This window comes from Segnochrobactrum spirostomi, assembly GCF_009600605.1.
Classification (GTDB): domain Bacteria; phylum Pseudomonadota; class Alphaproteobacteria; order Rhizobiales; family Segnochrobactraceae; genus Segnochrobactrum; species Segnochrobactrum spirostomi.
Genome location: NZ_VWNA01000001.1, coordinates 2,650,261 through 2,677,024, shown reverse-complemented (window position 1 = coordinate 2,677,024; position 26,764 = coordinate 2,650,261). Strand labels below are relative to the sequence as shown.

General features: G+C 70.1%; 25 protein-coding genes and 1 pseudogene. 12 read left to right on the top strand and 14 right to left on the bottom strand.

Annotated features, from left to right (window positions below; translation table 11 throughout):
- The first annotated feature begins 200 nt into the window (after positions 1-200).
- From F0357_RS12040 to F0357_RS12025, 5 genes are all read left to right on the top strand, one after another.
- Positions 201-2,018, top strand: a complete 1,818-nt coding sequence (locus F0357_RS12040) for a chloride channel protein (RefSeq protein WP_153481751.1) — start codon at positions 201-203, stop codon at positions 2,016-2,018.
- 361 nt (positions 2,019-2,379) lie between these two features.
- Positions 2,380-2,508: a hypothetical protein gene (locus tag F0357_RS24960; protein WP_281350349.1), complete on the top strand. Its 129-nt coding sequence runs from the start codon at positions 2,380-2,382 to the stop codon at positions 2,506-2,508.
- A 121-nt stretch (positions 2,509-2,629) separates the two neighbouring features.
- A complete protein-coding gene (locus tag F0357_RS12035) occupies positions 2,630-3,679 on the top strand; it encodes an aspartate-semialdehyde dehydrogenase (protein WP_153481747.1) in 1,050 nt (349 codons plus the stop codon).
- 160 nt (positions 3,680-3,839) lie between these two features.
- Positions 3,840-4,748, top strand: coding sequence for a LysR substrate-binding domain-containing protein (locus tag F0357_RS12030; RefSeq protein WP_153481743.1), 909 nt, complete (start codon positions 3,840-3,842; stop codon positions 4,746-4,748).
- A gap of 148 nt (positions 4,749-4,896) precedes the next feature.
- Positions 4,897-6,150 (top strand): aromatic ring-hydroxylating oxygenase subunit alpha, encoded by a 1,254-nt coding sequence (locus tag F0357_RS12025; RefSeq protein ID WP_153481740.1) that lies wholly within the window; start codon positions 4,897-4,899, stop codon positions 6,148-6,150.
- Between the two features lie 6 nt (positions 6,151-6,156).
- Here the strand turns inward: F0357_RS12025 and F0357_RS12020 are convergent, their stop codons facing one another.
- Together F0357_RS12020 and F0357_RS12015 are read right to left on the bottom strand one after the other, a co-directional pair.
- Positions 6,157-6,783 carry a 2-hydroxychromene-2-carboxylate isomerase gene (locus tag F0357_RS12020; RefSeq protein ID WP_312861559.1) on the bottom strand — a complete coding sequence of 209 codons (627 nt, stop codon included), beginning with the start codon at positions 6,781-6,783 and terminating at the stop codon, positions 6,157-6,159.
- 66 nt (positions 6,784-6,849) lie between these two features.
- Positions 6,850-7,353, bottom strand: a complete 504-nt coding sequence (locus tag F0357_RS12015; protein ID WP_312861558.1) for a cupin domain-containing protein — start codon at positions 7,351-7,353, stop codon at positions 6,850-6,852.
- Positions 7,354-7,582: 229 nt separating this feature from the next.
- Here F0357_RS12015 and F0357_RS12010 point away from each other — a divergent pair, with 229 nt between their 5' ends.
- Positions 7,583-8,455, top strand: a complete 873-nt coding sequence (locus F0357_RS12010; RefSeq protein ID WP_153481730.1) for a glucosamine kinase nucleotide-binding domain-containing protein — start codon at positions 7,583-7,585, stop codon at positions 8,453-8,455.
- Positions 8,456-8,541: 86 nt separating this feature from the next.
- On the opposite strand, the gene F0357_RS12005 is transcribed toward F0357_RS12010, so the two are convergent.
- The 3 genes from F0357_RS12005 to F0357_RS11995 form a co-directional block, all read right to left on the bottom strand.
- Positions 8,542-9,483 (bottom strand): 2-hydroxyacid dehydrogenase, encoded by a 942-nt coding sequence (locus F0357_RS12005; RefSeq protein WP_153486788.1) that lies wholly within the window; start codon positions 9,481-9,483, stop codon positions 8,542-8,544.
- 67 nt (positions 9,484-9,550) lie between these two features.
- Complete coding sequence (locus F0357_RS12000) at positions 9,551-10,477, bottom strand: DMT family transporter (protein WP_153481726.1); 927 nt, start codon at positions 10,475-10,477, stop codon at positions 9,551-9,553.
- Positions 10,478-10,684: 207 nt separating this feature from the next.
- Positions 10,685-11,173 carry a MarR family winged helix-turn-helix transcriptional regulator gene (locus F0357_RS11995; RefSeq protein ID WP_153481722.1) on the bottom strand — a complete coding sequence of 163 codons (489 nt, stop codon included), beginning with the start codon at positions 11,171-11,173 and terminating at the stop codon, positions 10,685-10,687.
- A 280-nt stretch (positions 11,174-11,453) separates the two neighbouring features.
- On the opposite strand from F0357_RS11995, the gene F0357_RS11990 reads away from it, so the two are divergent.
- Positions 11,454-13,124: a formate--tetrahydrofolate ligase gene (locus F0357_RS11990; protein WP_153481718.1), complete on the top strand. Its 1,671-nt coding sequence runs from the start codon at positions 11,454-11,456 to the stop codon at positions 13,122-13,124.
- A gap of 249 nt (positions 13,125-13,373) precedes the next feature.
- On the opposite strand, the gene F0357_RS11985 is transcribed toward F0357_RS11990, so the two are convergent.
- Entirely contained in the window at positions 13,374-13,805 is a 432-nt protein-coding gene (locus F0357_RS11985) for a YkvA family protein (protein ID WP_246161443.1), read from the bottom strand.
- Between the two features lie 214 nt (positions 13,806-14,019).
- On the opposite strand from F0357_RS11985, the gene F0357_RS11980 reads away from it, so the two are divergent.
- Complete coding sequence (locus F0357_RS11980) at positions 14,020-14,907, top strand: SMP-30/gluconolactonase/LRE family protein (RefSeq protein WP_153481711.1); 888 nt, start codon at positions 14,020-14,022, stop codon at positions 14,905-14,907.
- 28 nt (positions 14,908-14,935) lie between these two features.
- On the opposite strand, the gene F0357_RS11975 is transcribed toward F0357_RS11980, so the two are convergent.
- Positions 14,936-15,997 (bottom strand): EamA family transporter, encoded by a 1,062-nt coding sequence (locus tag F0357_RS11975; protein ID WP_153481709.1) that lies wholly within the window; start codon positions 15,995-15,997, stop codon positions 14,936-14,938.
- A gap of 64 nt (positions 15,998-16,061) precedes the next feature.
- Entirely contained in the window at positions 16,062-16,844 is a 783-nt protein-coding gene (locus F0357_RS11970) for a 3-hydroxybutyrate dehydrogenase (RefSeq protein WP_153481706.1), read from the bottom strand.
- Between the two features lie 331 nt (positions 16,845-17,175).
- Between F0357_RS11970 and F0357_RS11965 the strand changes: the two genes are divergently transcribed.
- Positions 17,176-17,787, top strand: coding sequence for a Fur family transcriptional regulator (locus tag F0357_RS11965; protein WP_312861557.1), 612 nt, complete (start codon positions 17,176-17,178; stop codon positions 17,785-17,787).
- Positions 17,788-17,876: 89 nt separating this feature from the next.
- On the opposite strand, the gene F0357_RS11960 is transcribed toward F0357_RS11965, so the two are convergent.
- From F0357_RS11960 to F0357_RS11950, 3 genes are all read right to left on the bottom strand, one after another.
- Positions 17,877-18,380 (bottom strand): DUF2937 family protein, encoded by a 504-nt coding sequence (locus tag F0357_RS11960; RefSeq protein WP_153481701.1) that lies wholly within the window; start codon positions 18,378-18,380, stop codon positions 17,877-17,879.
- Positions 18,381-18,691: 311 nt separating this feature from the next.
- Positions 18,692-19,666 (bottom strand): WD40 repeat domain-containing protein, encoded by a 975-nt coding sequence (locus F0357_RS11955; protein ID WP_312861556.1) that lies wholly within the window; start codon positions 19,664-19,666, stop codon positions 18,692-18,694.
- 7 nt (positions 19,667-19,673) lie between these two features.
- Entirely contained in the window at positions 19,674-20,771 is a 1,098-nt protein-coding gene (locus F0357_RS11950; RefSeq protein ID WP_153481698.1) for a CobW family GTP-binding protein, read from the bottom strand.
- Positions 20,772-20,971: 200 nt separating this feature from the next.
- On the opposite strand from F0357_RS11950, the gene F0357_RS11945 reads away from it, so the two are divergent.
- From F0357_RS11945 to F0357_RS11935, 3 genes are all read left to right on the top strand, one after another.
- Entirely contained in the window at positions 20,972-22,285 is a 1,314-nt protein-coding gene (locus tag F0357_RS11945) for an Hsp70 family protein (protein WP_153481696.1), read from the top strand.
- Positions 22,286-22,466: 181 nt separating this feature from the next.
- Positions 22,467-22,955: a tellurite resistance TerB family protein gene (locus F0357_RS11940; protein ID WP_153481694.1), complete on the top strand. Its 489-nt coding sequence runs from the start codon at positions 22,467-22,469 to the stop codon at positions 22,953-22,955.
- A 110-nt stretch (positions 22,956-23,065) separates the two neighbouring features.
- On the top strand, positions 23,066-23,839 hold the full coding sequence (locus tag F0357_RS11935) for a glutamine amidotransferase (RefSeq protein WP_153481691.1): 774 nt from the start codon (positions 23,066-23,068) through the stop codon (positions 23,837-23,839).
- Between the two features lie 13 nt (positions 23,840-23,852).
- Here the strand turns inward: F0357_RS11935 and F0357_RS11930 are convergent, their stop codons facing one another.
- The 3 genes and pseudogenes from F0357_RS11930 to cysT all read right to left on the bottom strand — a co-directional run bounded on the left by F0357_RS11930 (position 23,853) and on the right by cysT (position 26,750).
- A complete protein-coding gene (locus F0357_RS11930) occupies positions 23,853-24,893 on the bottom strand; it encodes a sulfate/molybdate ABC transporter ATP-binding protein (RefSeq protein ID WP_312861705.1) in 1,041 nt (346 codons plus the stop codon).
- 123 nt (positions 24,894-25,016) lie between these two features.
- The gene (gene cysW, locus F0357_RS11925) at positions 25,017-25,913 is read right to left on the bottom strand and encodes a sulfate ABC transporter permease subunit CysW (RefSeq protein ID WP_153481680.1); all 897 of its coding nucleotides are present in this window, start codon (positions 25,911-25,913) and stop codon (positions 25,017-25,019) included.
- Positions 25,906-26,750: pseudogene (gene cysT / locus F0357_RS11920) on the bottom strand (sulfate ABC transporter permease subunit CysT). Before cysT ends, cysW begins: the two are co-directional and overlap by 8 nt.
- Positions 26,751-26,764 lie beyond the last annotated feature (14 nt).

The window sequence follows — 26,764 nt, the reverse complement described above, 5'->3', positions numbered from 1 at the left end:
CGGCGGCGCGCGATCAGACCTTAGGCGAATATGGACGGGCACCGCGGGAGACGGGTAGCCCGCTCTCCCCTGCACGTGCGGGCCAGACACCGAATCGCGACGCGAATACGCGAGGACTATCGACGCGGCGCCGTTCCCCGCGCATAGGATTTCGCCCCGCGCATAGGATTTCGCCGAGATTCGATGGAGCACGACGCCGGATGGAAGCCGCCGCTGCCACCGCGCCCGCCCGGGCCGCCGCAACGACACCGAAGCCGCTCGGCGGCACCCGGCCGATCGAACAGGGGCCGGACGGATCGGCACGCGACGATCGCGAGGTGATGATCCTCCTCGCCGTCGCGGTCGTCGGCGGCATCGTGGTCGGCCTCGCGGTCGCCGGCATCCACGAGGTCGTCGCGTTCCTGCAGACGCTGCTGTTCACCCGGCCGATCGACGGCGAGGGTCTCGAAGGGGTTCCCGCCTGGCGGCTCGTGGCGGTGCCCGTCATCGGCACGCTGGTGCTCGGCCTCCTCCTCGTCGCGCTGCAACGGGCGAAGCGGCTCGGCGTCACCGACCCCGTCGAAGCGAACGCCCTCAAGGGCGGCCGCATGTCGGCGCGCGAGAGCGCGACGCTGGTCGGCCTCTCGATCGTCTCGATCGCCATCGGCGGCTCGGTCGGCTTCGAGGCGGCGATGACCCAGCTCGGCGCCGGCACCCTCAGCGTCTTCGGTCAGCGCCTGAAACTCTCCCGCAGCGCCCTGCGCATCCTGGTCTCCTGCGGCACCGCCGCGGGCATCGCGGCGATCTTCAACGCGCCGCTGACGGGCACGCTCTACGCCCTCGAACTCGTGGTCGGCGGCTATGCCGTGCGCGCGCTGCTGCCGACCCTGCTCGCCGCCGGCGGCAGCGGCCTCGTCACCCACGTCCTGTTCGGCTACCAGCCGCTGTTCCAGATCGGCCCGGTCGGCGGGCTCGCTTATTGGCATTATCTGATGGCGATCGGCGGAGGCGTCGTCTGCGCCCTCGTCGGCATCGCCGTGATGCGCGGCTGCACCGGGCTCGAGCACGTCCTCGCCCGCTTCAAGGTGCCGCCGCTGCTGCGGCCGGTGGTCGGCGGCGTCGGCCTCGCGGCCTGCGCGTTCGCGACACCGTTCGTGATGGGCCCGGGACACCTCGCCATCCGCGACCTGATGCACAACACGCCGGGATTGATCCCCCTTCTGGTGCTCGTGGTCGCCAAGGGCTGCGCCTCGGTGCTGTGCGTCGGGTCGGGCTTCCGCGGCGGTCTGTTCTCCGCCTCGCTGCTGCTCGGTGCCGCCCTCGGCGCGCTGTTCCACGCCGCCGTCCTGGTGCCGGTGTTCGGACCGAGCGTCGATGTCGGCCTCGCCGTCGTCATCGGCATGACGGCGACGTCGGCGGCCATCATCGGCACGCCGATCGCGATCGTCCTCCTCGCCGTCGAGACGACGGGGCTCCACGCCGGCATCGTCAGCGTCGCCTTCGCGGTCGTGGTGGCGAGCCACCTGACCCGGCGCTGGTTCGGCTATTCCTTCTCGACCTGGCGCTTCCACATCCGCGGGCACGATCTGACCGGCCCGCGCGACATCGGGCGGCTCCGGGCGCTCACCTTCGCCGACGCGCCGCTCGAGGACCCGCCGCGGGTGCCGGCCGAGGCGCGGCTCTCGGAGGCCGCCGCGATGGTGGCGAACGCCGCGCCGAGCGTGGTGCTCGCGGTGGAGAACGCCGACGGAACGTTCGACGGCTTCCTGCGCCGGGACCGCCTGTTGGAGGCCGCCTTGGCGACACCGGACCTGCCGACCGGCATGATCGCCGAGAAGCCGAGCCGCACCGCCCACATGACGGATTCGCTGATGAACCATCTCGAATCCGGCAAGACGGCGATCGTCGGCCGCCTCGCCGTGGTGAGCCCCGAAGGCCGCCTCGTCGGCTTCGCCCGCGAAGCCGACGTGCTGCGCCGCTATCTCGACGAGGTCGAAGCCGCCGACCGCGACGACACCGCCGTCGGGTACGACCGGTAAAATCTAACCCGCGGCAAACACGACATAATTTTCCCTCCCCTGCCAGGGGGAGGGGTGGCGCGAAGCGCCGGGGTGGGGTCCGGGCCGACAGCTCCTGAACGAGCCCGCCGAGCTTATCCCCGCGGCCGGACGCCGTATGGCGCGGGCCCCACCCTGGCCGGCTTCGCCGGCCTGTCCCTCCCCCTGGCAGGGGAGGGACTCCGCCGTGGAGAGCTTCGTCGAACGCCAATAGCCGCCTCTGGTGGGCTCGATGCCGCCTCGCGCCGCTGGCCTGCCGGTTGACGGCGTCGTGGAATTCCGTCATCAGAGCCCATCAGCCGCACGGATTTTCACGATCATGGTCCGACAGGACACCCGCAGGATGAGCCAGCCCGCCCGCGCCTTCGCGTCGGTGGCGGCTGCGCGCGCGTCCCGCGGCCGTTCGGGCCCGACGGCGTTCATCACCCCGCTCAAGACCATCCGCACGACGAAAACGTCGACGACGGCCTGACGCCTCCTCGAAACCCCGACCGGCTCTCCCCCGGGGTTCGAGGGGGAGGAAGCCGCAATCGGCGCCGCGTCGCGGCGACCCGAGGCGGCCGGCGGGAGAGGGTTCGAAGGAGAAGGCTTCCATGGTTCAATCCGGCGCGGGATTTTCCGTCGCGGTCGTCGGCGCCACCGGCAATGTCGGGCGCGAGATACTCGACATCCTCGACGAACGCGGCTTTCCGGCCTCCGAGGTGATCGCCGTCGCCTCGCGGCGCAGCCAGGGCACCGAAGTGTCGTTCGGCGACACCACCCTCAAGGTGCGGGCGATCGAGAACGTCGATTTCTCCAAGATCGACATCTGCCTGATGTCCGCGGGCGGTGCCGTCTCCAAGGAATGGTCGCCGAAGATCGGCGCCGCCGGCTGCGTCGTCATCGACAATTCTTCGACCTGGCGCATGGACCCCGAGGTCCCGCTGATCGTGCCCGAGGTCAACGCCGACGCCATCACCGGCTTCCGCAAGAAGAACATCATCGCCAACCCGAACTGCTCGACCGCGCAGCTCGTCGTGGCACTGAAGCCGATCCACGACCGCGCCCGCATCCGCCGCGTCGTCGTCTCGACCTATCAATCCGTCTCCGGCGCCGGCAAGGAAGCCATGGACGAATTGTTCGAGCAGACCCGCGCGGTGTTCGTCTCCGATCCGATCGAGTCGCGTAAGTTCCCGAAGCGCATCGCCTTCAACCTCATCCCGCAGATCGACGTCTTCATGGAGGACGGCTTCACCAAGGAAGAGTGGAAGATGGTGGTCGAGACCAAGAAGATCCTCGACCCGCGCATCAAGCTCGTCGCGACCTGCGTCCGTGTGCCGGTGTTCGTCTCCCATTCGGAAGCCGTGACCCTCGAGCTCGAGAGCCCGCTGTCGGCCGAAGAGGCGCGCGAGATCCTGCGCGAGGCGCCGGGCTGCCTCGTCATCGATAAGCACGAGCCGGGCGGCTACATCACCCCCTACGAGGCGACCGGCGAGGACGCGACCTACATCAGCCGCATCCGCGAGGACGCGACCGTCGAGAACGGTCTCGCGATGTGGATCGTGTCCGACAATCTGCGCAAGGGCGCGGCCCTCAACGCGGTGCAGATCGCCGAGGTGCTGATCAACCGCAAGCTGATCGAGGCGAAGCGCGTGGCGGCCTGATCCGTTCCGCTCCGATCGCGCCGCGCCCGCACGGACGGCGGCGCGATCGCCTCTCGACCCGGCGCCGGCGGCGGTTCGCTCCCGGCGCCGTCGTTCGTCCGACAGTCCCGCCCGATCTCCGCCCGCTCGCTCTCCCGAGGCCGAGCGCCGGGAGCCCGTCATGAGCCTCAAGCGCGCCTTGCCGCCTTTGACCGCGCTGATCGCCTTCGAGGCGGCGGCGCGGCTGTCGAGCTTCTCGCGGGCGGCGGTGGAGCTCGGCGTCACCCAGGCAGCGGTGAGCCGACAGATCAAGGCGCTCGAGGACGATCTCGGCCTGCCGCTGTTCCGCCGGCTGCACCGGCGGGTGGAACTGACCGAAGCCGGAGCGACCCTCGCCTCCCGCCTCGCCCGCGCCTTCAACGACGTCGCCGCCGCCATCGCGGACTTGCGCCGCAGCGCCGGCGCCGAACTCGTGGTCGCGGCGACCCTCGCTTTCTCCCAATTCCGCCTGCTGCCGCGGCTCTCCGCCTTCCGCCTCGCCCATCCCGACCTGCGGCTCAGGCTCGTCGCCCAGGACGAGCCGGTCGATCTCGCCCGCGACGGCGTCGACGTCACGATCCGCTACGGCATGGGTGCGTGGGGCGACGGCGAGGCCCATTTCCTCCACGACGACCGGGTGGTGCTGGTGGCGAGCCCCGCCTTCCTCGCCCGCCACGGCCCCGTCGACACGCTCGAGGCGGTGATCGCCGCCCCCCTGATCGGCTACGACGTGCCGGACCCGACCTGGATGCGCTGGGGCGATTGGCTCGCCGCCTGCGGCCGGCCCGGGCCGGCGCCGGTGCCGGCGCTGCGCTGCAATCATTACACCGACGCGATCTCGGCGGCCCTCGCCGGCGAGGGCATCACCCTCGGCTGGCGCTGGCTCGTCGACCGCAGCCTAGCGCTCGGCACCCTCGTCCAGGTCACCACGGCGCAGGTCGTGCCCGACGGCGGATATTATGCGGTGACGCCCGCGAACCGCGCCCCGAAGTCCGGTGCCCTCGCCCTCGCCCGCTGGCTCGCAAGCGAGGCGCCGAACGCCGCCTCGTAAGGCGTCGCATAATCTGGGCTCATACGAGAGCGAATTTAAGCAGCGTTGACGCGGGCGCGCGCCGCGCCGGACAATCGCGGCAAATTCGACCCGATCGCCGGCCCCGCCACCCCGCGGCGCACGCTTTGCGATCCCGCGAGGCTCTCCCATGCTCGACCGTCCGCAGCTTTCGATCGGCGATCTCGTCCGTGCCCGCCGGCCCGGCCTCACCTTCCCCGCCGGCCTCTACAACCGTGCCGACGTGTTCGAGGCCGATCTCGACGTCTTCTTCCACCGCCAATGGATCTTCGCCGGCTTCGAGGCGGACGTGCCGGAGCCGGGCGACGTCGCCGCGATCGACGTCGGCGGCTCGTCGGCCCTGATCGCGCGGGGCGACGACGGAATCGTGCGCGCCTTCCGCAATGTCTGCCGCCACCGCGGCGCGCGCCTCCTGCCCCACGGCAAGCACACCGTCGGCAAGCTCGTCTGCCCCTATCACCAATGGACCTACGAGCTCGACGGCGACCTCATCCACGCCGACCACATGGGCACCGATTTCGACCGCTCCTGCCGTGGCCTCAAGCCGGTCCACCTGCGCTCGGTCGAAGGGCTCCTGTTCCTCTGCCTCGCCGAAGAGGCGCCGGAGGACTTCGCTGATCTCGTCGCCGAGATGACGCCGCGCCTCGCCCCGTTCGACCTGCGCAACGCCAAGATCGCCTTCGAGGAGACCATCGTCGAGCACGGAAACTGGAAGCTCACGATGGAGAACAACCGCGAGTGCTATCATTGCGCGGGCTCCCATCCGGAGCTCAACGTCTCGTTCGTGGTGCAGGATTTCGGCTTCGATCCGGACCAGCTCTCAGAAGCCGAGCGCGCCGAGGTCGCGGCCTATCAGGCCAACAATGCCCGCCACATGGCGGAGTGGGAGGGACGCGGGCTCGTCTCACACGCCTGCGACCACCTCGCCGGCCACGTCACCAATTTCCGCACCCAGCGCCTCGTGATCCAGGGCGAGGGCGAATCCCAGACGCTCGACACCCGCGCCGCCTCCCGCAAGCTGCTCGGGGCGATGACGGAGCCGAAGAGCGGCGACCTCCATTTCTGGACCCACCATTCCTGGCACCATTACATGGCCGACCACGCGATCGCGATCCGCGCCTTGCCGCTCGGGCCCGATCTCACGGCGGTCCACACCAAGTGGCTCGTCCACAAGGATGCGGTCGAAGGCGTCGATTACGACCTGACGCGCCTCACCGAGGTGTGGCGCGCCACCAACGCCCAGGATGCCGATCTCGTCGCCCTCACCCAGGCGGGCGTGAAGGACATCGGCTACGAGCCGGGCCCCTATTCCCGCTTCACCGAAGGGTTCCTGGACGGCTTCGCCACCTGGTACACCGAGCGGATGATCGCCGCCGGCTATTGAGCGGCCTCAATCCGGTGCGGCGGTGAGCGCCGCGCGGCCGCTCGCCAGCATGTCGGCGACGAGATCGAGCCGGTCCTGGCCCCAAAAGACCTCGCCGTCGACCACATAGGACGGCGAGCCGAACACGCCGGCGGCCACTGCGTCGGCGTGGTTCAGGGCATAGGTCGCCGCCGTCGCGCTGCCCTTCGCGGCGTCGACGAGGGCGGCGCCGTCATGGCCGGCGGCCTGGGCGAGTTCAGCGACCACGGCTTCGTCGGCGAGATCGCGCTCATCCTGCCAGGCCGCGGCGAAGGCCCGGGTCAGGAAGGGCTCCGGGTCGCGGCCGGAGGCGGCGAGCGCGATCACAGCGCGGTCGGCGAGGGCCGGGGAGAACGGCCAATGCTTCGGCACGGTGTGGAAATCGAGGCCACGCCGGTCCCGCCAGCGCTTCAGCTCAATCATCCGGTAATGCTGGCGCGCCGGATGGCGCTTGGCGAGTGGCAGGCCACCGGTCTCCTCGAAGAGCTCAATCAGGAACACCGGCTTGTAGACGATCGGCCGGCCGTGACGCGCCGCGAGCGCGACGAACTCGGCGTGGCCGATGAAGGCCCACGGGCTATGAAGCGAGAAATAATAGTCGATCGGACGGCTCACGGGAGCACCTCGGGGCAGAAGAGGCTAACAGAGAGCGGCGCGCAGAGAGCCGCGAGCGTCGGCGGCTCAGGCGCGGTGGATCGGGTCGATCCAGGCGACCGATTCGGGCTTTTCGACGGGCTCGATGTCGAGATTGACGACGACCGCCTCGCCGTCGCTGCGCACCAGGACGCATTCGAGCGGCTCGTCGGTGCTCGCGTTGATCTCCTGATGGGGCACGAAGGGCGGCACGTAGATGAAATCGCCGGGGCCCGCCTCGGCGACGAATTCCAACGCCTCGCCCCAGCGCATCCGCGCCCGCCCGCGCACCACATAGATGACGCTCTCGAGCGGCCCGTGATGGTGGGCGCCGGTCTTGGCGTTCGGGTGAATGGTGACGGTGCCGGCCCACAGCTTCTGGGCGCCATTGCGGGCATGGTTGATCGCGGCACGGCGGTCCATGCCCGGCGTCTGGGCGGTGTTTGGATCGAGCGCGCCGCCCGGCACCACCTGGACGCCGTCGAACTTCCACCGCGCGGCCTCGTTGCCGCCGTCCTCGCCGTGATCGTGATGGTCGTGATCGTCGTGCACGGGGCGGTCCTCCTCACCTCTTTCCCCGATCATGCCCCGTTAGGCCGACGGTGAGAAGGCGCCCTCGGCTGAGGCGGTCACGCCCCCGATCACCGCCCACGCGCGACACCCCGGGTCGCGAAAGGGCTTCCCGCCGGGCGGCTCTTGCCCTATCGCGGAGGGCCGAGGCGGGGTGCGGAACGATCCGCGCGCCGGCGGCGGACAGGCGAAGCGAGACCCGAGACATCCCATGCGCGACGCGCTCTTCATCGGCATCGACGGCGGCGGCACCAATTGCCGGGCGCGGCTGCGCAACGGCGCCGGCGAACGGCTTGGCGAGGGCCGCGGCGGCCCCGCCAACGTGCGGCTCGGGCCGGACGTGGTGATGGAGTCGATCCTGACCGCGACCCGCGCCGCCCTCGCCGAAGCCGGGTTGCCCGAGGCTATGCTCGGCCGGCTCCATGCCGGGCTCGGGCTCGCCGGCGCCGGCCTCACCACCGACCGCGAGCGGCTGCGCGCCGCGGCCGAGAGCGTGTTCGCGACCGTCGCCATCGACACCGACGCGGTCGCCGCCTGGTGGGGCGCCTGCGGCGGTGCCGACGGAGCGATCCTGATCCTCGGCACCGGCTCGTGCGGGCTCGCCGTGGTCGGCGGCAAGCGCACCTATGTCGGCGGCTGGGGGCCGGAGATTTCCGACGAAGGCAGTGGAGCGGTGCTCGGTCAGGCGGCGTTGCGCCGAGCCGCCCGGGCGGCCGAGGGTCTCGCCCCGGCGACGCCTCTGACCGACGCCCTACTCGCCCGCTTCGACGGCTCGCTCGAGACCATCGTCGGGTGGACCTCGACGGCGCGGCCGACGGATTATGGAAGCTTCGTGCCGCTCGTCTTCGAGCACGCGGAGCAGCTCGACCGGGCGGCGCTCGATCTCCTCGGCAAAACGGCCGCCGAGGTCGCCGAGATGGTGCTGCGCCTGCTCGATCTCGGCGCGCCCAGGGTCCGCCTGATCGGCGGCCTGTCGGGACCGCTCGAAGGCTGGCTGCCGCCGCCGATCCGCGCTCACCTCGCCCCGGCCGAAGCCGACGCCGTCGACGGCGCGATCCTGATGGCCCGCGCCGCCTTCGTCTGATTGGCTTTGACTTCCCCCTACCGTCCCTTCTCCCCGCTGGGGAGAAGGAAAGGCGGCGAGGCCGATCTATAACAAGCAGCCCGACTTCAACCCCGGGGGAAGGGCGTCTCCGGCACCGGCGTCAGCGGCCGGCCTTCCGAGAACCAACTGACGAGGTTGTTGACCACGAGCCGGCCCATGGCGTCGCGGGTGTGCTGCGAGGCCGAGCCGACATGGGGCAGCAGGACGACGTCGTCGTTGGCGATCAGCGCCTCCGGCACGTGCGGTTCGTTCTCGAACACGTCGAGGCCGGCGGCGAGGATGGTGCGCGCCTCGAGGGCGGCGATCAGCGCGGCTTCGTCCACCGTCGAGCCGCGGCCGATATTGATGAGGACACCGTCCGGCCCGAGGGCCTTCAGGATGTGCGCGTCGATCAGTTTCTCGGTCTCCGGCCCGCCGGGCACGACGACCATCAGGATATCGACGTCGCGGGCCATCGCGTGGAGGCTGTCGTAGTAGCGATAGGCGACGTCCGCCTGACGGTGGCGGCCGTGATAGGCGATCTCGAGCCCGAACGCCTCGGCCCGCGTGGCGATCGCCTTGCCGATCCGCCCGAGGCCGAGAATGCCGAGGGTGCGGCCGCGGAGCGTCGGCGACAGCGGGAATTTCGCCTTGCCCCAGTCGCCGCGGCGCACGAAGCGCTCCGCCGCACCGAGCCGGCGCACCGTCATCAGGAGGAGCCCGAGCGCGGTGTCGGCGACCTCCTCGGTGAGGACGTCCGGCGTGTTGGTGACGACGACGCCGCGCGTCGCCGCATGAACGGCATCGACCGATTCATAGCCGACGCCGAATTTGGCAACGATCTCCAACGCCGGCAAAGCATCGATCAGGGCCGCGTCGACCGGCACCAGCACGCCGGCGGCGACACCGCGCACCCGCGGGCCCACCGTGCGCAGGAATTCGTCGCGATCGGCGATCTCCCAGAGGCGATGAAGGGTGAAACGCTTCTCGATCTCCTCCACCACGAGAGGCAGCATCGGGTCGGTCATCAGGATATCGGGTGCGTTCAAAGGTCCTCTCCGCTCGCTCTGTCGAGGTGATCGCGTCCTGTCGCGCTCAACGCGTCTTGCCGTCCACCCGCGGCGCCGACTTGCGGCCGCCGACGAGCTTCTCCCGGTGCAGGATGTAGATGCCCGACGCGATGATGATGGCAGCCCCCACGACGGTCGTCATCTTCGGATCCTGGGAGAACACCAGGATGCTCGAGGCGACCGCCCAGATGATCTGCCCATAGCCGAATGGGGCGAGCAGGGAGGCGGTGGCGAAGCCGTGGGCGCGGATCAGGCAGAAATGGCCGATGCCGCCAGTCGCGCCGAGCACCGCGATGAGGATCCAGGCCTCGACGCCCGACGGCGGCACCCACACCGCCGGCAGCGCCGGAATGAGCACGATGGCCCCGACCATCGCCGAATAGAGCAGCATGCCCTGGGCGCTTTCGGTCGCCGCGAGGCGGCGCGTGTAGATCGCATAGACGGCGTTGCAGAGCATCGAGCAGAGCGAATAGATCGCCTCGAAGGCGAGCGCGCCAGAGCCCGGCCGGATGACGATCAGAACGCCGATGAAGCCGACGCCGACGGCGATCCAGCGGCGCCGACCGGCCCATTCGCCGAGCATCGGCCCGGCGAGCGCGGTGATCACGAGCGGGCAGGCGAAGTTGATCGCCGTGGTCTCGGCGATCTGGAGATGCTGGAGCGCCAGGAAGTTGAAGAAGGTCGAGCCGAGCAGGCAGATCGAGCGCACGATCTGGAGGCCGAGGCGGTTGGTGCGCAACAGCGCCGGCACCCGCCAAGGCCGAAGCACGATCACGGTGAGCCCGATGTGGACGACGTAGCGCAGCCAGGCCACTTCGACCGCCGGCAGGGTCGCCCCGAGCAGCTTGGCGCAGGTGTCGAGCCCGGCGAAGAACACGCCGGCGATCAGCATGAGACCGATGCCCTTGAGCCGGGGGTCGGGCCCGGCTCCGCCGACGGCAGCGATCGTCATGGAAGGCTCCGGAAAGATCCGCGGCCGAGGCTTCGGCCGAACCGAGAGGACAAGCGCGGCGGGGGCGCCGCGTTCCCCTGATAAACCGGTTCGCGCGGGCGGGCGACCCGCAACCGCGCATGGCGCCCCGCGTGGCAAGCAGAGCGGCGGGCGCGAGCCCTGCTTTCAAGGATGTTGACGGGAAACGGCGCCGAATCGGCTTTGGACTCAGTCGCCGATGACCTCGGCCTCTTCGGCCTCGTCCTCGGCATCGAGATCGATCCCGTTGGCGGCGGCGAGGTTGCGCTCGATGGTGCGCAGCAGGCGCCGCAGGCGCTTGCGGTCCTTCTCGTCGAGGCCGGTCAGGGCCTCCTTCTCGAGCCGCTTCCAGGCGCGGTCCACCTCGGCGATCCGCTCCCGCCCGAGATCGGTCAGGTAGACGCGGGCGAGGCGGCCGTCGGAATCCGACGCCTGCCGGTTGACGAAGCCCTGCGCCGAGAGGCGCGAGACCATCTTCGTCACCGTCGGCGGCTGCACCCCGAGGATCGCCGCAAGCTGGCTCATGGTCTGCCCGTCCTGGTCGGCGAGCACTTTCATCACGGTCTCCTGACCGGGATGCAGTCCGATGCGGCTCAAATGCGAACTCGACCGCGCGCGGTGTGCCTTCGCGGTCTGCGCCAAACGATAGGTGACTGTTTTTCGATAATTGAAGGTCATCGCAGTCCCCCTTTAGCCGAGGTCGATGACGGCGCCATGACTGTTGAGCCGGACAACGAATCCCGCGACGCCCCTGTGGGAAGGATGGAAAATAACGCCGATTCGTTGACGAACACCTGATGACGCCGGCTACCCGTCGAAACCGCGACACCGCTTCGCGATGGCGCGGCGGCGCGGGTCGAGCTAGAGCATTGTCTCGACGGGCGGGCCCGTCCGTTGCGTCGTGCGACGGCAGGCCCGCCGCTCCCCTGCTCTTAAGAAAAGCGGACCGACCAGCCTCATGAAAAGCGACGCCGAAATCGCCCGGGAAGCCCGCCTCCAGCCGATCACCGAGATCGCCGCCGGTCTCGGCCTCGAGGCCGACGATCTCCATCTCTACGGGCGCCACATCGCCAAGATCGACCCGGCCGCGCTGCCGCCGGCCGCCGCGCGCAAGGGCAAGCTCGTCCTCGTCACCGCGATCAGCCCGACGCCCGCCGGCGAGGGCAAGACGACGACGACGATCGGCCTCGGCGACGCGCTCAACCGGATCGGCCGCAAGACGGTGATCTGCCTGCGCGAGCCCTCGCTCGGGCCGTGCTTCGGCCTGAAGGGTGGAGCGGCCGGCGGCGGCTATGCCCAGATCGTGCCGATGGAGCGCATCAACCTCCACTTCACCGGCGATTTCCACGCCATATCCGCCGCGCACAACCTGCTCGCGGCCATGGTCGACAACCATCTCTATTGGGGCAACGAACTCGGCCTCGATTCGCGCCGCATCACCTGGCGCCGCGTCGTCGACATGAACGACCGCGCTCTGCGCAACCTGGTCGTCGGCCTCGGCGGCCCGCGCAACGGCGTGCCGCGCGAGGGCGGCTTCGACATCACCGTCGCCTCGGAGGTGATGGCAGCGTTCTGCCTCGCCAAGGATTTCGCCGATCTCGAAGCGCGCCTTTCCCGCATGATCGTCGGCTTCCGCCGCGACCGCAGCGCCGTCACCGCCGCGGACCTCAAGACGAGCGGCGCGATGTGCGCCCTCCTCGCCGACGCCTTCATGCCCAATCTGGTCCAGACCATCGGCGGTAGCCCGGCTCTGGTCCACGGCGGCCCGTTCGCCAACATCGCCCACGGCTGCAATTCAGTGGTGGCGACCGAGGCGGGTCTCGGGCTCGGCGACATCGTCGTCACCGAAGCCGGCTTCGGCGCCGATCTCGGGGCGGAGAAGTTCCTCGACATCAAGTGCCGCCAGGCCGGCCTGTCACCCGATTGCGCGGTGGTGGTCGCCACCGTGCGCGCCCTCAAGATGCACGGCGGCGTCGCCAAGGACGCGCTCGGCCAGGAGAACGTCGAGACGCTCAAGGCAGGCCTCGCCAATCTCGGCCGCCACATCGAGAACGTGAAGAAATACGGCCTGCCGGTCGTCGTCGCGGTCAATCATTTCACCAGCGACACGGCGGCGGAGTTCGCGGCGGTGCGCGACTTCTGCCGCGAGCGGTTCGGCGTCGAGGCGATCTCGTGCAGCCATTGGGCGCACGGCGCGGCGGGCGCGGAAGACCTCGCCCACGCGGTTGCCGCGGTGCTCGATGCCGGCGCGGCGGCGTTCCGCCCGCTTTATGCCGACGGCCTGCCTCTCCTCGACAAGATCCGCACCGTCGCGACCGAGATCTACGGCGCGGCCGACATCGCGATCGATGCGCGGCTCAAGAGCGAGATCGCCGATTACGAGGCGGCGGGCTTCGGCGAGCTGCCGGTGTGTATCGCCAAGACGCAATATTCCTTCTCGGCGAACCCCGATCTGCGCGGCGCGCCGTCGGGCCATGTTCTGCCCGTACGTGAAGTGCGGCTCGCCGCCGGCGCCGGCTTCCTCGTCGTCATCTGCGGGGAAATCAACACGATGCCCGGCCTGCCCCGCGTGCCGGCGGCCGAACACATCGGCATCGATTCGGCAGGACGCATCGTCGGCCTGTCGTGACGGCGGAGGCGGCCCAGAGAGCAGCGGGCTAGTAGCCTAACCCCCTCCAAGAGCACGACCTTTACCCCTCCCCTGCCAGGGGGAGGGGTGGCGCGCAGCGCCGGGGTGGGGTCCACCCCGGGCACGACGCGAAACCTCTCGCGCGAGGCCCCGGCGCCTTACGGCGCCGGCCCCACCCTGGGCGCCTTCGGCGCCCTGTCCCTCCCCCAACTGGGGAGGGACTGCCAACGGCGCGGCGGTACGGGAAATTCAAGCCTTCGCAGGCTCGGGCTCCGGGGCCGGCTCGTCCTCCGGCTCGACCGCCAGCGCCGCCCGGGCGGCGGCGCGGTGTTCGTCGCGGATGTGGCCGCGCAGGAGCCCGAACACCGCCGTGAGCACGGCGATGTCGTCGGTGAAGCCGATGCCGGCGAGCAGATCGGGCACCACGTCGATCGGCAGCACGAAATAAGCGAGGGCGGCGAGCAGCATCGCCCGCACGCGGTTGGGCGTCGCGGGATCGAACGCGCAATAATAGGCGGCGACCACCTCGTCCAGGAACGGCACCTGGCCGGCGGCGCGTTTCACGGTGCGCCAGAAGCGCGCCCGCACGCGGCGCGCATTGCGCGCCTCGTCGCGCACCGCGATCTCCGGCTCGATCATCGTCTCGTCGGCGGCCTCCGCCGCCCGCCTGCGCCAGCGCATTGTGTCGGCCTCTCGTCGGGCGGCCGTCCGCACCGCGTGCGCCCGGCCCGGCCCCTCACCGTCAGATGGCCCCGCGGACCGTCGGCGACAAGCGAGGCGGCGCGGCGCGACCCACCGCGAAATCCCGTTTCCTCTACGGACGAAGCGCATTAGCGTGCGGCCCGGTGAGACGGGGCCGCGGACGACGGCCCGAACGAGCGGGGAGAGAGCGACCATGGATCAGACGCCGCAATGCATCGTGCCGGCGGGCGACCGCTGCGGCGAGGGCGTTATCTGGGAAGAGCGCGAGCAGGCGCTCTATTGGACCGACATCAACCGCTTCCTGATCCACCGCTACGATTGGGCGACCCAGTCGACCCGCTTCTGGTTCTTCGACGAGCCGGTGACGACGATCGGCCTCACCGATCGGCCCGGCACGCTGATCGTCTCGCTCGGCTCCAAGCTGATCCTCTGGCAGCCCGAGACCGACACCCGCCGCGACCACGGCTTCGTCCTGCCGGGAACCCCGGCGGTGCGCTTCAACGACGGTGCGGTCGGACCCGACGGCCGGCTGTGGATTGGCTCGATGCGCAACAACGTGCTGCCGACGGGCGAAGGCAGCCCGGCCGGCGGCACCGACGGCAAGCTGTTCCGCGTCGACCGCGACGGCGCGGTCGCGGTGATGCTGGAAGGTCTCGGCATCGCCAACACCATGGTGTGGAGCCCGGACGGCGGCACCTTCTACACCGCCGACACCCTCGCCGACGCGATCTGGGCGTTCGACCTCGCTGCCGGCCCGGGCACGCTGTCGAACCAGCGCCCCTTCCTGGTCGATTTCGGCCGCGGCCACCCGGACGGCTCGCAGATCGATGCCGACGGGCGGCTGTGGAATTGCCGCTACGGCGGCGGCTGCATCGTCCGCGTCGCCCCGGGCGGGGCCATCGACGGCATCGTCGAGATGCCGGTGACCAACATCACCAACTGCACCTTCGGCGGGCCGGATCTGAAGACGCTGTACATCACCACCGCGGCCGGTGGACCGGCGGAACGGCTCGCCGGCGGGCTCTATGCCGCCGCCGTCGACGTGCCCGGCCGTGCGGAATACCGCTTCCCGCTCGCCTGAACGCGCGCTCTCGGCCCGTAAGGCGCCGTCACGCCTCGTGGTCGTGGCGGTGGTGCAGGTCGGGATAATGGGCGTGCCGGTGCGCAAGCCGCGCGTGGCGGTGGGCGTGGACGTGCGGCTCGCCCGCCGGATCGTCCGGCCCGTGGGCATGCTGATGGTGGGCGTCGTGGACGTGCCGGTGCTCGTGCTCCATCGGCGCGTGGACGTGGTCGTGGGCGTGGTCCTCCGAGAGGTGGAGATAGAGCCCGAGCGCCATCAGGAGACCGGCGGCGACGAGCGTCGCCGTCACCGGCTCGTGGAACATGACGACCGCGAGAACCGCGCCGAGGAACGGGGCTGTCGCGAAATAGGCGCCGGTGCGGGCCGCGCCGAGGCCCCGCAAGGCGAGCACGAAGAGGACGAGGCTGACCCCGTAGCCGAGGAACCCGACGATCCCAGCGAAGGCGATCGTGCCTGCGGGCGGCAGGTGCGCCCCGCTCAGCAGCGCAAGCGTGAGATTGACGGCGCCGGCGACGAGCCCCTTCACGAGGGCGATCGCGACCGGGTCGGCGGCCGAGATCTTCCGCGTCAGATTGTTGTCGATGCCCCAGGCGAGGCAGGCGCCGAAGATCGCGAGGGCACCGACGCCGATGCCGCCGGGCCCGCCCTGATAGGACAGCAGCACCGCGCCGGCGAGGATCGCCCCGGCCCCGATGAGGAGCCGGCGGTCGACGCTCTCGTGGAACACGATCCAGGCGATGAGGAGCGTCGCGAGCCCCTCGACATTGAGGAGGAGCGCGGCGGTCGAGGCCGGCGTGGTGGCGAGGCCGATCATCAGGAGGGCCGGGCCGATCGCGCCGCCGGCGAACGCGACCAAGGCGAGCCAGGGCAGATCGGCACGCCGAAGCGGCGCTTCGGAGGCCCTGCCGCGCAGGCGCCGCAGACCCTGGATCACCGACAGGCCGAGGCCAGAGCCGAGATAGAGGAGGCCCGCGAGAAGCCACGGATCGAGACCGTCGCCGACGAGAAGTTTCGCGAACGGCGTGCTCGCCCCGAACAGGACGGCGGAGAGGATCGCGAGGGCGACGGCGGAACGGCTCTCGGGCGCCATCTGGTGCGTGTCCGGAGAAGGAGGGGCCGGCGCGGGGTTGCCACGCCGGCCTGGGGAGCGACGATTATTCGGCGGTCCAGCCGCCGTCGATCGGGATGATCGCGCCGGTGATCGAGGCGGAGATCGGCTGGGCGAGGAAGGTCACCAGCGCCGCCACCTGCTCGATGGTGACGAACTCCTTGGTCGCCTGGGCGGCCACCAGGATCTTCTTCGCCTCGTCCTCGCTGATCCCGCGGGCCTTGGCCTGGTCGGGGATCTGCTTCTCGACGAGCGGCGTCCAGACGTAGCCCGGGCAGACCGCGTTGACGGTGATGCCGAAAGTGCCGGTCTCGAGCGCGACCGTCTTGGTGAGGCCGGCGATGCCGTGCTTCGCCGAGACGTAGGCCGACTTGAACGGCGAGGCGACGAGGGCGTGGGCGGAGGCCGTGTTGATGATGCGGCCCCACTTGCGCGCCTTCATGCCCGGCACGGCGGCGCGGATGGCATGGAACGCCGAGGACAGATCGATCGCGATGATCGCGTTCCACTTCTCGATCGGGAACTCCTCGACCGGGCAGACGAACTGGATGCCGGCATTGTTGACGAGGATGTCCACGGCGCCGAAGGTCTTCTCGGCGTTGGCGATCATCGCCGCGATTTCGTCCGCCTTCGTCATGTCGGCGCCGTCATAGGCCGCCTTCACGCCGTAGGTCGTCTCCAGGCCCGCGCGCTCCGCCTCGATGGCGTCCTTGTCGCCGAAGCCGTTGATGACGACGTTGACGCCCTCGGCGGCGAGCGACTTGGCGATGCCGAGGCCGATGCCCGACGTCGAGCCGGTGATGACGGCGGTCTTTCCCTTGAGCGACATGAGCGATTCCTTGGCTTTCGGCGGACGGGATGTCCGGCCGGAGGTGGCATAGCGTTCGTCCGACGGGCCCGCTGGCCCGGCGCCGCAGCCCCGACGGATCAAAGCCCGTGTGACGCGGCCTCGCAAGTGCGAGATCGACGCCGCCGGCCGCGAACCGTCGCGAACCGGGCGGCGCTGGAATTCCGCAGGCCCGACCGCCATATGCGGGGTCGGAGCCGCGCCGACGGACTTTCTACACGAGCCGTGCTATCCTGCCGACATGACGGAACGATGCATCTCGAAGGGTGAGAATGGACCGGTCTTCGCGCCGAGCGAGAGCGGCGGCGCGCCCGTGTCGTCCGCGCATCGTCACGGCGATCACGACCATGCCGGTCACGATCACGCGGGACACGATCACGCGGGGCACGATCACGCGGGACATGGCGACGCGGATCGCGACCACGCCGCGTTTCCGGCGCCGGGTCACGACCACGGCGCCTGCGCCGACGCGCTGGTCGAACGCGCCGAGGCGCGCTGCCGCGACAGCGGCGCCCGCCTGACGACCCAGCGCCGCGCGGTGCTCGACGCCCTCGCCCGCAGCCACAAGCCGATCGGCGCCTACGAGATCATCGAGGCCCTGAGCGCGAACGGGCCGCCGCCAGCCCCGATCTCGGTCTACCGCGCGCTCGCCTTCCTCACCGAGCAGGGACTCGTCCACCGCATCGAGCGGCTCAACGCGTTCGTCGCCTGCGCCGGCACCCACGGCGAGACGAACCCGCTCGTCTTCATGATCTGCGACTCGTGCGGCCAGGTCGGCGAGCTCGCCGCCGCCGCCGTCGGCATCGACCTCACGCGGCTCACCGCTGGCACCGGGTTCGTGCCGCAATCGGCCGCGATCGAGGTGACCGGCCTCTGCCGCCATTGCGCGGCGGCGAAGAAGACCGAGACCCAAGCGGTCGCTTGATGTCTGCCGGCCGGGCTGGCCGCCATTCGGAAATCCATAATACTGCAAAGGCTCGTTGAGCGCCCGACCGTAGGACAACTGCTTGCGTGTCAGGCGGTTCGGCGACGCCGGCGGAAGACGAGCGCGAAGGTCTGGCCGCCGAGCGAGAGCACGATCAGCGTCGCGAAGAAGCCGGCGCCGGCGGTCACGGCGCCCTCGAGCGTCGTCGGGATCGCCGGCTCGTAGCTCGCGAGCGTGCCCTCGACCAGCGTCGGATCGTAATTGTCGAGGATGGCGACAAGCCGGCCGAACGGACCGGCGGTGCGGTAGGCCTCGTCCTGGGCTTCGAGCTTGTCGAGCCGCGCGGCGATGCCGGCCATGCGCACGGCCTGATCCTGGACCACGAGATCCTGATTCTGCCGCAGCCGGGCGAGCGCCGCCTGCCGGTCGAGGCCGTGCGCCTTCGCGTCCTGGTCGAAGCCGGCGATGATGGCCTGAAGCTCGCCGATCGCCCCGCCGAGCCGCTGGCGATATTGCTGCCCGAACTCCGGCACCTGCGCGAACGCGGCACCGACGAGGAGCGCAAGGATGATCGCGAGGGTGCGGTGGATCATGAGCCTTCCCGGATCGGCCGCCCCAGATAGCGAAAGGCTACCGCACTTTTCGGCAGGGTCCAAGGCGGGGTACGCCTCTGTCCCTATCCTCGCCGTCCGACCCTTCTCCCCCTCGGGGAGAAGGTGCCCCGAAGGGGCGGATGAGGGGAGAATAAAATTATATATCAGATATTTAGCACAAGAATCCGAGCCGCCGAAGACCCCTCATCCGGCCCTGTCGGGCCACCTTCTCCCCGCATGCGGGGAGAAGGAAACAAATGTGAGAGAGGGGTCGCCAAGACACCAACAGAGAGGACCGGTCGGGCCGCCCCTCACTCCGAGATGTCGATGACGCCCGCCGGGCCGGTCTCGGTGCCGAAGGCGATGCGGGCGCCGGAGGCGTCCCAGCTCAGCGCCGAGATCGCCGCCCCGTCGGGCTCGCGCAGGGAGACGCGGGCGTCGTCGGCGAAGCGGGAGGCGAGGACGGCGCCGTCGGAATAGCCGATCACCGCGACCTCGTCGGTCGGATGGCACGCGACCGCCGTGACGAGCCCGCTACGGAAGCCGAGTTCGAGCGGCGCGCGGCCCATCGGGCCGTCCTTGAAATGGAACGGCCACACCACGGCGGCCTGGGCGCCGGCGGTGGCGAGATAGCGCCCCTTCGCCGACCACGAGACCATCCGCACCTTGGACGGATAACCGGTCATCCGCATGTGCTTGCCGTCGGCGAGCCGCCAGCCGTGCAGGGCGTTCTCCTGCATGGTGGTGACGACATAGCGGCCGTCCGGCGAGAAGGTGACGTCGAGGTGCATGCCCTTCCAGACGAGATCCTGGGGGGCGCCCTCGGCGCTCGGCCACCACAGCGTCACGCCGTCATAGCGGGAGGCGGCGAGGCGCATGCCCTTCGGCGCGAAGGCGACGCCGCCGATCGCGCGGGCGTGCTCGAACGTCTTCTCCTTGCCGTCCGGGAAGCGCACCCAGGCAGTGCGCCCCGAGGCGAAGGCGATCGCCCCGCCGGGACCGACCGCGAGGCGGTCGATCCATTTGCGCGGGCGCGCCGCGATCTCGGTCACCGCCCCGTCCGGGGTGACGCGGCAGACCCGGCCGTCGTCGCCGGCGGTCAGGATGGCGCCGGCGCCGTCCGGGCGGGCGACCAGGATCGCCCCCTTGTGGACCGAGACGGCGCGCTGGGCGGCGCCGCTGCCGAAGCGCACGGTGCCGTCGCCGAGGGCGAAGACGGGGGTGTTGCCGGCGAACGCGGCGGTGACGACGAAGCCCTCGAGGGCGTCCTGGACGAGATCCGGCACGGCCGCCTCAGTTCTGCTGCGCGGCGCAGGCGGCGAAACCCGCCTCGAGCTTCTGGCGGTCGAGATCGCGGCCGATGAAGACGAGCCGGCTCTGCCGCGTCTCGCCCTCGCGCCAATCGCGCTGGTGGTCGCCCTCGATGATCATGTGGACGCCCTGGATCACGTAACGCTGGGGATCGTCGCGGAAGGCGATGATGCCCTTGAGGCGCAGGATGTTGGGGCCGTCCTTCTGGGTGGTGTCCTGGATCCAGCGGAAGAAGCGGTCCGGATCGAGCGCGCCGCCCGCGAGCGACACCGACGAGATACCCGCCTCCTCGATGTGGTCGTGGTGATGGTGGTGGTGGTGATCGTGGCCGTGATGGTGATGATCGTGATCGCAATCCGGCCCGCAGGCATGGTCGTGATCGTGCTCGTCGATCTCCAGGAATTCGGGATCGAGGCTCAGGATGCGGTCGAGATCGAACGAGCCGCGGTCGAGCACCGAGCCGAGCGGAAGGGCGCAGCGCTCGGTGCGGTGGATGGTGGCGAACGGGTTGATGGCGCGGATGCGCGCCTCGACGGCGGCGAGTTCGTCCGGGGTCACGAGGTCAGACTTGTTGAGCACCACGATGTCGGCGAAGGCGATCTGGCCGGCCGCTTCCGCGGTGTCGCCCAGGCGCAGGGCGAGGTGCTTGGCGTCGGCGACGGCGACGACCGAATCGAGCGCGGCGGCGGCACGCACCGTCTCGTCCATGAAGAAGGTCTGGGCGACGGGGGCGGGATCGGCGAGGCCGGTGGTCTCGACCAGGATCGCGTCGAAGCTGCCGCGCCGCTTCAGGAGGTTCTCGACGGTGCGGATGAGGTCGCCGCGCACGGTGCAACAGATGCAGCCGTTGTTCATCTCGAACACTTCTTCGTCGGTATCGACGAGCAGCTCCGCGTCGATGCCGATCTCGCCGAACTCGTTGACGATCACGGCATAGCGCTTGCCGTGGTCCTCGGTGAGGATGCGGTTGAGGAGCGTCGTCTTGCCGGCGCCGAGGAAGCCGGTGAGCACGGTCACCGGAATGCGGGCGGGCGCGGCAGCCGACGTGGGAGCTGCGGACGGGGAAGCGGTGGCCGACATCGCGTCGTTCCTCCAGGCAATTCGGGGGGCCGGGCGCGCCGGGCGCCCGGTGGGAGAAGGTCGCCCTCACATAATCAATGCACCCGCGCGGCGAAAGAGCGGCGGACGACAAGAGGCGCTGTCTCCGACCAAGAGGGGCGTCAGAAGGGTTGATCCGGCGGCCGCGAGCCTGTACCGAAGCGGCCCCTCGGAGATCGCTCATGTCCACCCTGCTCGACGCTTCCGCCGGTCGAGGCGCCCCGCGCGCCCGCCTTCACGGCGATGTTCACGCCTGCGGCCTCGATTTCGGCACATCGAACACGACGCTCGGCCTCGTCGGAGCCGAGGGGGCGGTCGCGCTCGCACCCCTCGAAGGCGAAGCGGTGACGATCCCGAGCGCGGTGTTCTATCCCCCCGCGGAGGCCCCGCAGATAGGCCGGGCAGCCATGGGCGCTTATGTCGGCGGCGAGGAAGGCCGCCTCATGCGCAGCCTGAAATCCGTGCTCGGCAGCGCCCTCATCGACGAGGCGACGCCGATCGGCCGCCGCCGCGTGCCGTTCCGGGCGGTGATCGCGGATTATCTCGCCGAGGTGAAGGCGCGCGGCGAGCGGGCCGCCGGCGGGCCGATCGAGCGCGTCGTGCACGGCCGCCCCGTCTTCTTCGTCGACGACGATGCGGAGGGCGATCGCAAGGCCGAGGACACGCTCGCCGAGATCGCCCGCTCGATCGGGTTCAAGGAGATCTCGTTCCAATACGAGCCGATCGCCGCCGCGCTCGATTACGAGCGGCAGGTCGGGACCGAAGAGCTCGCCCTCATCGCCGACATCGGCGGCGGCACGTCGGACTTCTCGATCGTCCGCCTGAGCCCCGAGCGCCACCGGCGGACCGAGCGCGGCGAGGACATCCTCGCCAACGAGGGCGTGCGCATCGGCGGCACGGACATGGACCGCGTCCTCAGCCTCGGCGTTGTCATGCCCCTCCTCGGCTACCGCTCGGCGACCACCCGGCCGGGCCGCGACATCCCGAGCGGCTATTATGTCGATCTCGCCACCTGGTCGGCGATCAACCGGCTCTACCGGCCTGGGCTGCTCGCGGAGCTGCGCACCGTGCGCCGCGAGGCGGCCGAGCCGCGGCTGATCGAACGGCTCATCCGCGTCGTCGAGGAGGAGCGCGGCCACACCCTCGCGATGGAGGTCGAAGGCGCGAAGATCGGCCTCTCCGAGCAGGAACCCCAGGCGATCCCGCTCGCCTGGGTCGAGACCGGCCTCTCGGCCGCGCTCGACCGTGCGGGCCTCGCCCGCCACACGGGGGACCTCGCCGTCCGCATCGGCGCCAAGGTTTCGGCCTGTCTCGCGCAGGCGGGCGTCGCGGCGGAGGCGATCGACGCGGTCTTCCTCACGGGCGGCTCGACCAAGCTCGCGCCGGTGCGCGCGGCGATCCTCGCCGCCCTTCCCGAGGCCCGCGTGGTCGAAGGTGATACGTTCGGCTCCGTCGGCCTCGGTCTCGCTGTCGAGGCGGCCCGGCGCTACGCCTGACGCCGTGGCCGGCCGGCCACGGCCCTGCGGGGAAGCGGGCCGCCGTCACCGTGACGATTGACCGCGGCCCGGGAACTTTCCATGGTCCATGATCGGGGTGGACCGAGAGGAACTCCCGAGCGTTTGCGTCGTTACCGGCGGCTCTGTAGGCCCCGGCGGCCTACGGGGCCCAGGAGTATCCATGTTCAAGGCGATCCGCGACTACCTCCACGAGATCACGGCCGATCAGGACCGCGCCTTCGCCCCCGACGACCATCGGCTCGCGGTCGCGGCGCTCCTCGTCCATCTCATCAGCGTCGACGGAACCGTCGAGGAGAGCGAGCGCACGGGAATCCGCAGCGTCCTCTCCAAGCAATACGGCCTCACCGAAGAGGAGACCGACCGGCTCGTCGAGCAGGCGAAGCGCGCCGACGACGAGGCCGTCGATCTCTACGGCTTCACCTCCGTCCTCAAGCGCGCGCTCGACGACGAGGGCCGCCGCCACGTGGTCGAGATGATGTGGGAGGCCGTCTTCGCCGACGGCGTCGCGACCGAGTTCGAGGAGAACACGGTGTGGCGCGTCGCGGAACTCCTCGGCGTCTCGACGCGCGACCGCGTCACCCTGCGCAAGCAGGTCGCCCACCGCCACGAGGGCGAAGACCACGGCGGGGCGGACGGCGAAGGGCACTGATCGCGCGCAATTCCCCGTGGCGGGGTTGCGCTGCCACAATCCGGTCCTATCCTCATAGCATCGACTCGGTGCTCCCAGGATTCCACCAGCCGGATTCCGCCACGGTGTTCTTGACTCAGTCTTTCCCGGAAGGTCCGCGCGCGCCGCGGGACCGCATCCTGATCGTTCTGCATCAGGAGCGTTCGAGCCCGGGCCGCATCGGCCTCGGTCTGATGGCGCGCGGCTTTCGCCTCGACATCCGCCGCCCCGCGCTCGGCGATCCCCTCCCCGCCTCGCTCGACGGCTATGCCGGCGCCGTCATCTTCGGCGGCCCGATGAGCGCCAACGACCCGGACGACTTCATCCGGCGGGAGATCGATTGGATCGCGGTGCCGCTGAAGGAGAAGGTGCCGTTCCTCGGCGTCTGCCTCGGCGCCCAGATGCTGGCACGCCAGCTCGGTGCCACGGTGGCGCCCCACGCCCACGGCTGCGGCGAGATCGGCTATTATCCCCTGAGGCCGACGGCCGCGGGCGAACGGATGTTCCACTGGCCGCGCCAGGTCTATCATTGGCACAGCGAAGGCTTCGCGTTGCCGACCGGGGCCGAACTCCTCGCCGAGGGCGAGATGTTCCCGAACCAGGCGATGAAGGTCGGGCCCTGCGCCTATGGCATTCAGTTCCACCCCGAGCTCACCTTCGCGATGATGAACCGGTGGGCCCATTCGGCGAGCCAGCGCGTGCTGCCGCCCGGCGCCCAGCCGGGCGCGACCCATGTGGCGAACCGCTTCGTCTACGACGGCCCGGTCAGGGCTTGGCTCGATGCCTTCCTCGACCATTGGAGCGGACGCGAGAAGCCGGCCGGCGCGGTGACCGACCGCTCCGTCCCGGCGCAATCCGCCATCTGAAAACGCGCCCCGATCAGGCCGCCGGATAGAACCGCGTCGCGGTGAGGACGAGACCGATCGGCTGGCCCACCGCGACGTCGGTCGTGGTCGGAATGGCGAACTCGACGCGGTGGGAATCGGCGCCGACCTCGGCCTCGAGCAGCCGGTGGCCGGCGGTGCGGCGCACCGCGACCACGCGCGCCGGCACCCCTTCCGCCCCGTTCGCGGCGATGGCGATGTCGCTCGGCCGGGCGAACAGCTCACCCGCCCCGTCGGCGATGCCCGGCAACGCGACCGGGATCGGCCGGCCGTCGAGCAGCACCGCGCCGCGGGAGACGGTGACCGGCAGGCGGATCGATTCGCCGATGAAGTCGAACACGAACGGCGTCGCCGGCTTGTCGTAGATCTCGTCCGGCGTGCCGACCTGCTCGATCTGGCCCGCCCGCATCACCACGATGCGGTCGGCGAGTTCCATCGCCTCTTCCTGATCGTGGGTGACGAACAGGGTGGTGTGGCCGGTGCGGGCGTGGATCTCCTTCAGCCAACGGCGCAGATCCTTGCGCACCTTGGCGTCGAGCGCGCCGAACGGCTCGTCGAGGAGGAGAACCTGCGGATCGACGGCGAGCGCGCGGGCGAGCGCCACGCGCTGGCGCTGGCCGCCCGAGAGCTGCATCGGATAGCGCTTCTCGAGGCCGGGAAGCTGCACCAGATCGAGCAGCGCCATCACCTTGTCGCGGATCGCCTGCCTCGAGGGCCGGCGCGCCGCCGGCCGCACGGTCAGCCCGAACGCGATGTTATCGAACACCGTCATGTGCTTGAACAGCGCGTAGTGCTGGAACACGAAGCCGATGTTGCGCTCCTGAACGCTCTTCGAGAGCGCATCCTCGTCGCCGAAATAGACGGTGCCCTCGGTCGGGAATTCGAGGCCGGCGACGATGCGCAACAGGGTCGTCTTGCCCGAGCCCGACGGCCCGAGCAGGGCGACGAGCTCGCCCCCCGGAATGTCGAGCGACACGCCGTGGAGCGCCGGCGTGCGGTCGAAGGCCTTCACCAGATTCTCAACGCGGACGCCGATCGGCACGGCACGTACCCCTGTCGCTTCGAGGAATGCGGGGCCGCGCCGGGCCGCCGTGGTCGCATCATAATCGACGGTGATGTCCATGGTCGAACGGTTCCGGATGTTTCGGGCCGCCGCCGCTCAGTGGCGCCGGGTGGCCGCCGCGATCGAATCGGCGAAACGCCATTCGAGCAGCGTCTTGGCGACGAGCGTGACGAGGGCGAGGAGCGCGAGCAGCGAGGCGACCGCGAACGCGCCGGCGAAGGAATATTCGTTGTAGAGCTGCTCGATCTGCAGCGGCATCGTGTTGGTGAGCCCCGGAATGTGGCCGGAGATCACCGAGACGGCGCCGAACTCGCCCATCGCGCGGGCATTGCAGAGCAGCACGCCGTAGAGCAGGCCCCATTTCACGTTCGGCAGCGTGACGCGCAGGAACGTCTTGAAGCCGCTCGCCCCGAGCGAGATCGCCGCCTCCTCCTCGGTGGTCCCCTGCTCCTGCATCAGCGGCACCAGCTCGCGGGCGACGAAGGGCAGCGTCACGAAGATCGTGGCGAGCACCATGCCGGGCACCGCGAACACGATCTGGATGCCGTGGGCGGTGAGCCACGGATTGAGCGGGCTGCTCGCCCCGAACATCAGCACGTAGACGAGCCCGGAGATCACCGGCGAGACCGAGAACGGCAGGTCGATCAGGGTCGTCAGAAGGCTCTTGCCGGCAAATTCGAACTTGGCGATCGCCCACGCCGCGGCGAGGCCGAACACCAGATTGCAGGGCACCGCGATCGCCGCGATGAGGAGGGTCAGGCGGATCGCCACAAGCGCGTCGGGCTGACCCAGCGCCTCGAAATAGGCGGCGACGCCCTGGCGCAGCGCCTCGACGAAGACGGTGACGAGCGGCAGGAGCAGGAACAGCGCCAGGAAGGCGAGCGCCAGCGCGATCAGGATCGCCTTGACGAGCGGGCTCTCGGTCGTCGCCGAGCGGCGGTGCGCGGGCGCGGCGCGGACGGCGGCGCGGGTTCCGACCACAGCGTCAGACATCACCGAACCTCCGCCGTGCCCACGACTGAATGAGATTGATCGCGAACAGCATCGCGAAGGAGAGGATCAGCATCACCGCGGCGACCACGGAGGCGCCGTGATAATCGAACTCCTCGAGCCGGATCACGATGAGGAGTGGCGCGATCTCCGAGACGTAGGGGATGTTGCCGGCGATGAAGATCACCGAGCCGTATTCACCGACGGCGCGGGCGAAGGCGAGCGCGAAGCCGGTCATCAGGGCCGGCAGGATCACCGGCAGCACGACGCGGCGGATGGTCTGGGCGCGGGTGGCGCCGAGCGTCGCGGCAGCCTCCTCGCGTTCCCGATCGACCTCTTCCAGCACCGGCTGGAGGGTGCGCACCACGAAGGGCAGCCCGATGAACACGAGCGCCACCATCACGCCGGCGGGGAATAGGCGATCTTGATGCCGTGGGGGGCCAGATATTGGCCGATCCAGCCGTTCGGCGCGTAGATCGCGGTGAGCGCGATACCGGCGACGGCGGTCGGCAGCGCGAAGGGGAGATCGACCATCGCGTCGATCACCTTGCGGCCGGGAAAGCGGTAGCGCACCAGCACCCAGGCGACGATCAGGCCGAACACCGCGTTGACGAGCGCGGCGATGAACGAGGCGCCGAAGCTGAGCTTCAGGGCGGCGACGATGCGCGGGTCCGTGGCGATCGCCCAGAACGAAGCGAACCCGCCCGTGCTCGACCGAAGGAGGAGCACCGCGAGCGGGATCAGCACGATCAGCGACAGGTAGACGAGCGTAAAGCCGAGCGCCATCCCGAAGCCCGGGATGACGCTCGGCCGACGCCCCAGAGAAGGGGCAAGAGCCATCAGGCCTTATTCCG

What these genes read in the sequence shown, in the direction of transcription:
- F0357_RS12025 (WP_153481740.1), top strand. Translation starts at nt 4,897, where the DNA reads ATGCTCGACCGTCCGCAGCTTTCGATCGGCGATCTCGTCCGTGCCCGC.
- F0357_RS11950 (WP_153481698.1), bottom strand. Translation starts at nt 20,771, where the DNA reads ATGTCGGCCACCGCTTCCCCGTCCGCAGCTCCCACGTCGGCTGCCGCG.
- F0357_RS11980 (WP_153481711.1), top strand. Translation starts at nt 14,020, where the DNA reads ATGGATCAGACGCCGCAATGCATCGTGCCGGCGGGCGACCGCTGCGGC.
- F0357_RS11960 (WP_153481701.1), bottom strand. Translation starts at nt 18,380, where the DNA reads ATGATCCACCGCACCCTCGCGATCATCCTTGCGCTCCTCGTCGGTGCC.
- F0357_RS12040 (WP_153481751.1), top strand. Translation starts at nt 201, where the DNA reads ATGGAAGCCGCCGCTGCCACCGCGCCCGCCCGGGCCGCCGCAACGACA.
- cysW (WP_153481680.1), bottom strand. Translation starts at nt 25,913, where the DNA reads ATGTCTGACGCTGTGGTCGGAACCCGCGCCGCCGTCCGCGCCGCGCCC.
- F0357_RS12000 (WP_153481726.1), bottom strand. Translation starts at nt 10,477, where the DNA reads ATGACGATCGCTGCCGTCGGCGGAGCCGGGCCCGACCCCCGGCTCAAG.
- F0357_RS11945 (WP_153481696.1), top strand. Translation starts at nt 20,972, where the DNA reads ATGTCCACCCTGCTCGACGCTTCCGCCGGTCGAGGCGCCCCGCGCGCC.
- F0357_RS12035 (WP_153481747.1), top strand. Translation starts at nt 2,630, where the DNA reads ATGGTTCAATCCGGCGCGGGATTTTCCGTCGCGGTCGTCGGCGCCACC.
- F0357_RS12005 (WP_153486788.1), bottom strand. Translation starts at nt 9,483, where the DNA reads ATGACCGACCCGATGCTGCCTCTCGTGGTGGAGGAGATCGAGAAGCGT.
- F0357_RS12010 (WP_153481730.1), top strand. Translation starts at nt 7,583, where the DNA reads ATGCGCGACGCGCTCTTCATCGGCATCGACGGCGGCGGCACCAATTGC.
- F0357_RS11985 (WP_246161443.1), bottom strand. Translation starts at nt 13,805, where the DNA reads ATGCGCTGGCGCAGGCGGGCGGCGGAGGCCGCCGACGAGACGATGATC.
- F0357_RS11970 (WP_153481706.1), bottom strand. Translation starts at nt 16,844, where the DNA reads ATGTCGCTCAAGGGAAAGACCGCCGTCATCACCGGCTCGACGTCGGGC.
- F0357_RS24960 (WP_281350349.1), top strand. Translation starts at nt 2,380, where the DNA reads ATGAGCCAGCCCGCCCGCGCCTTCGCGTCGGTGGCGGCTGCGCGCGCG.
- F0357_RS11940 (WP_153481694.1), top strand. Translation starts at nt 22,467, where the DNA reads ATGTTCAAGGCGATCCGCGACTACCTCCACGAGATCACGGCCGATCAG.
- F0357_RS11975 (WP_153481709.1), bottom strand. Translation starts at nt 15,997, where the DNA reads ATGGCGCCCGAGAGCCGTTCCGCCGTCGCCCTCGCGATCCTCTCCGCC.
- F0357_RS12030 (WP_153481743.1), top strand. Translation starts at nt 3,840, where the DNA reads ATGAGCCTCAAGCGCGCCTTGCCGCCTTTGACCGCGCTGATCGCCTTC.
- F0357_RS11995 (WP_153481722.1), bottom strand. Translation starts at nt 11,173, where the DNA reads ATGACCTTCAATTATCGAAAAACAGTCACCTATCGTTTGGCGCAGACC.
- F0357_RS11990 (WP_153481718.1), top strand. Translation starts at nt 11,454, where the DNA reads ATGAAAAGCGACGCCGAAATCGCCCGGGAAGCCCGCCTCCAGCCGATC.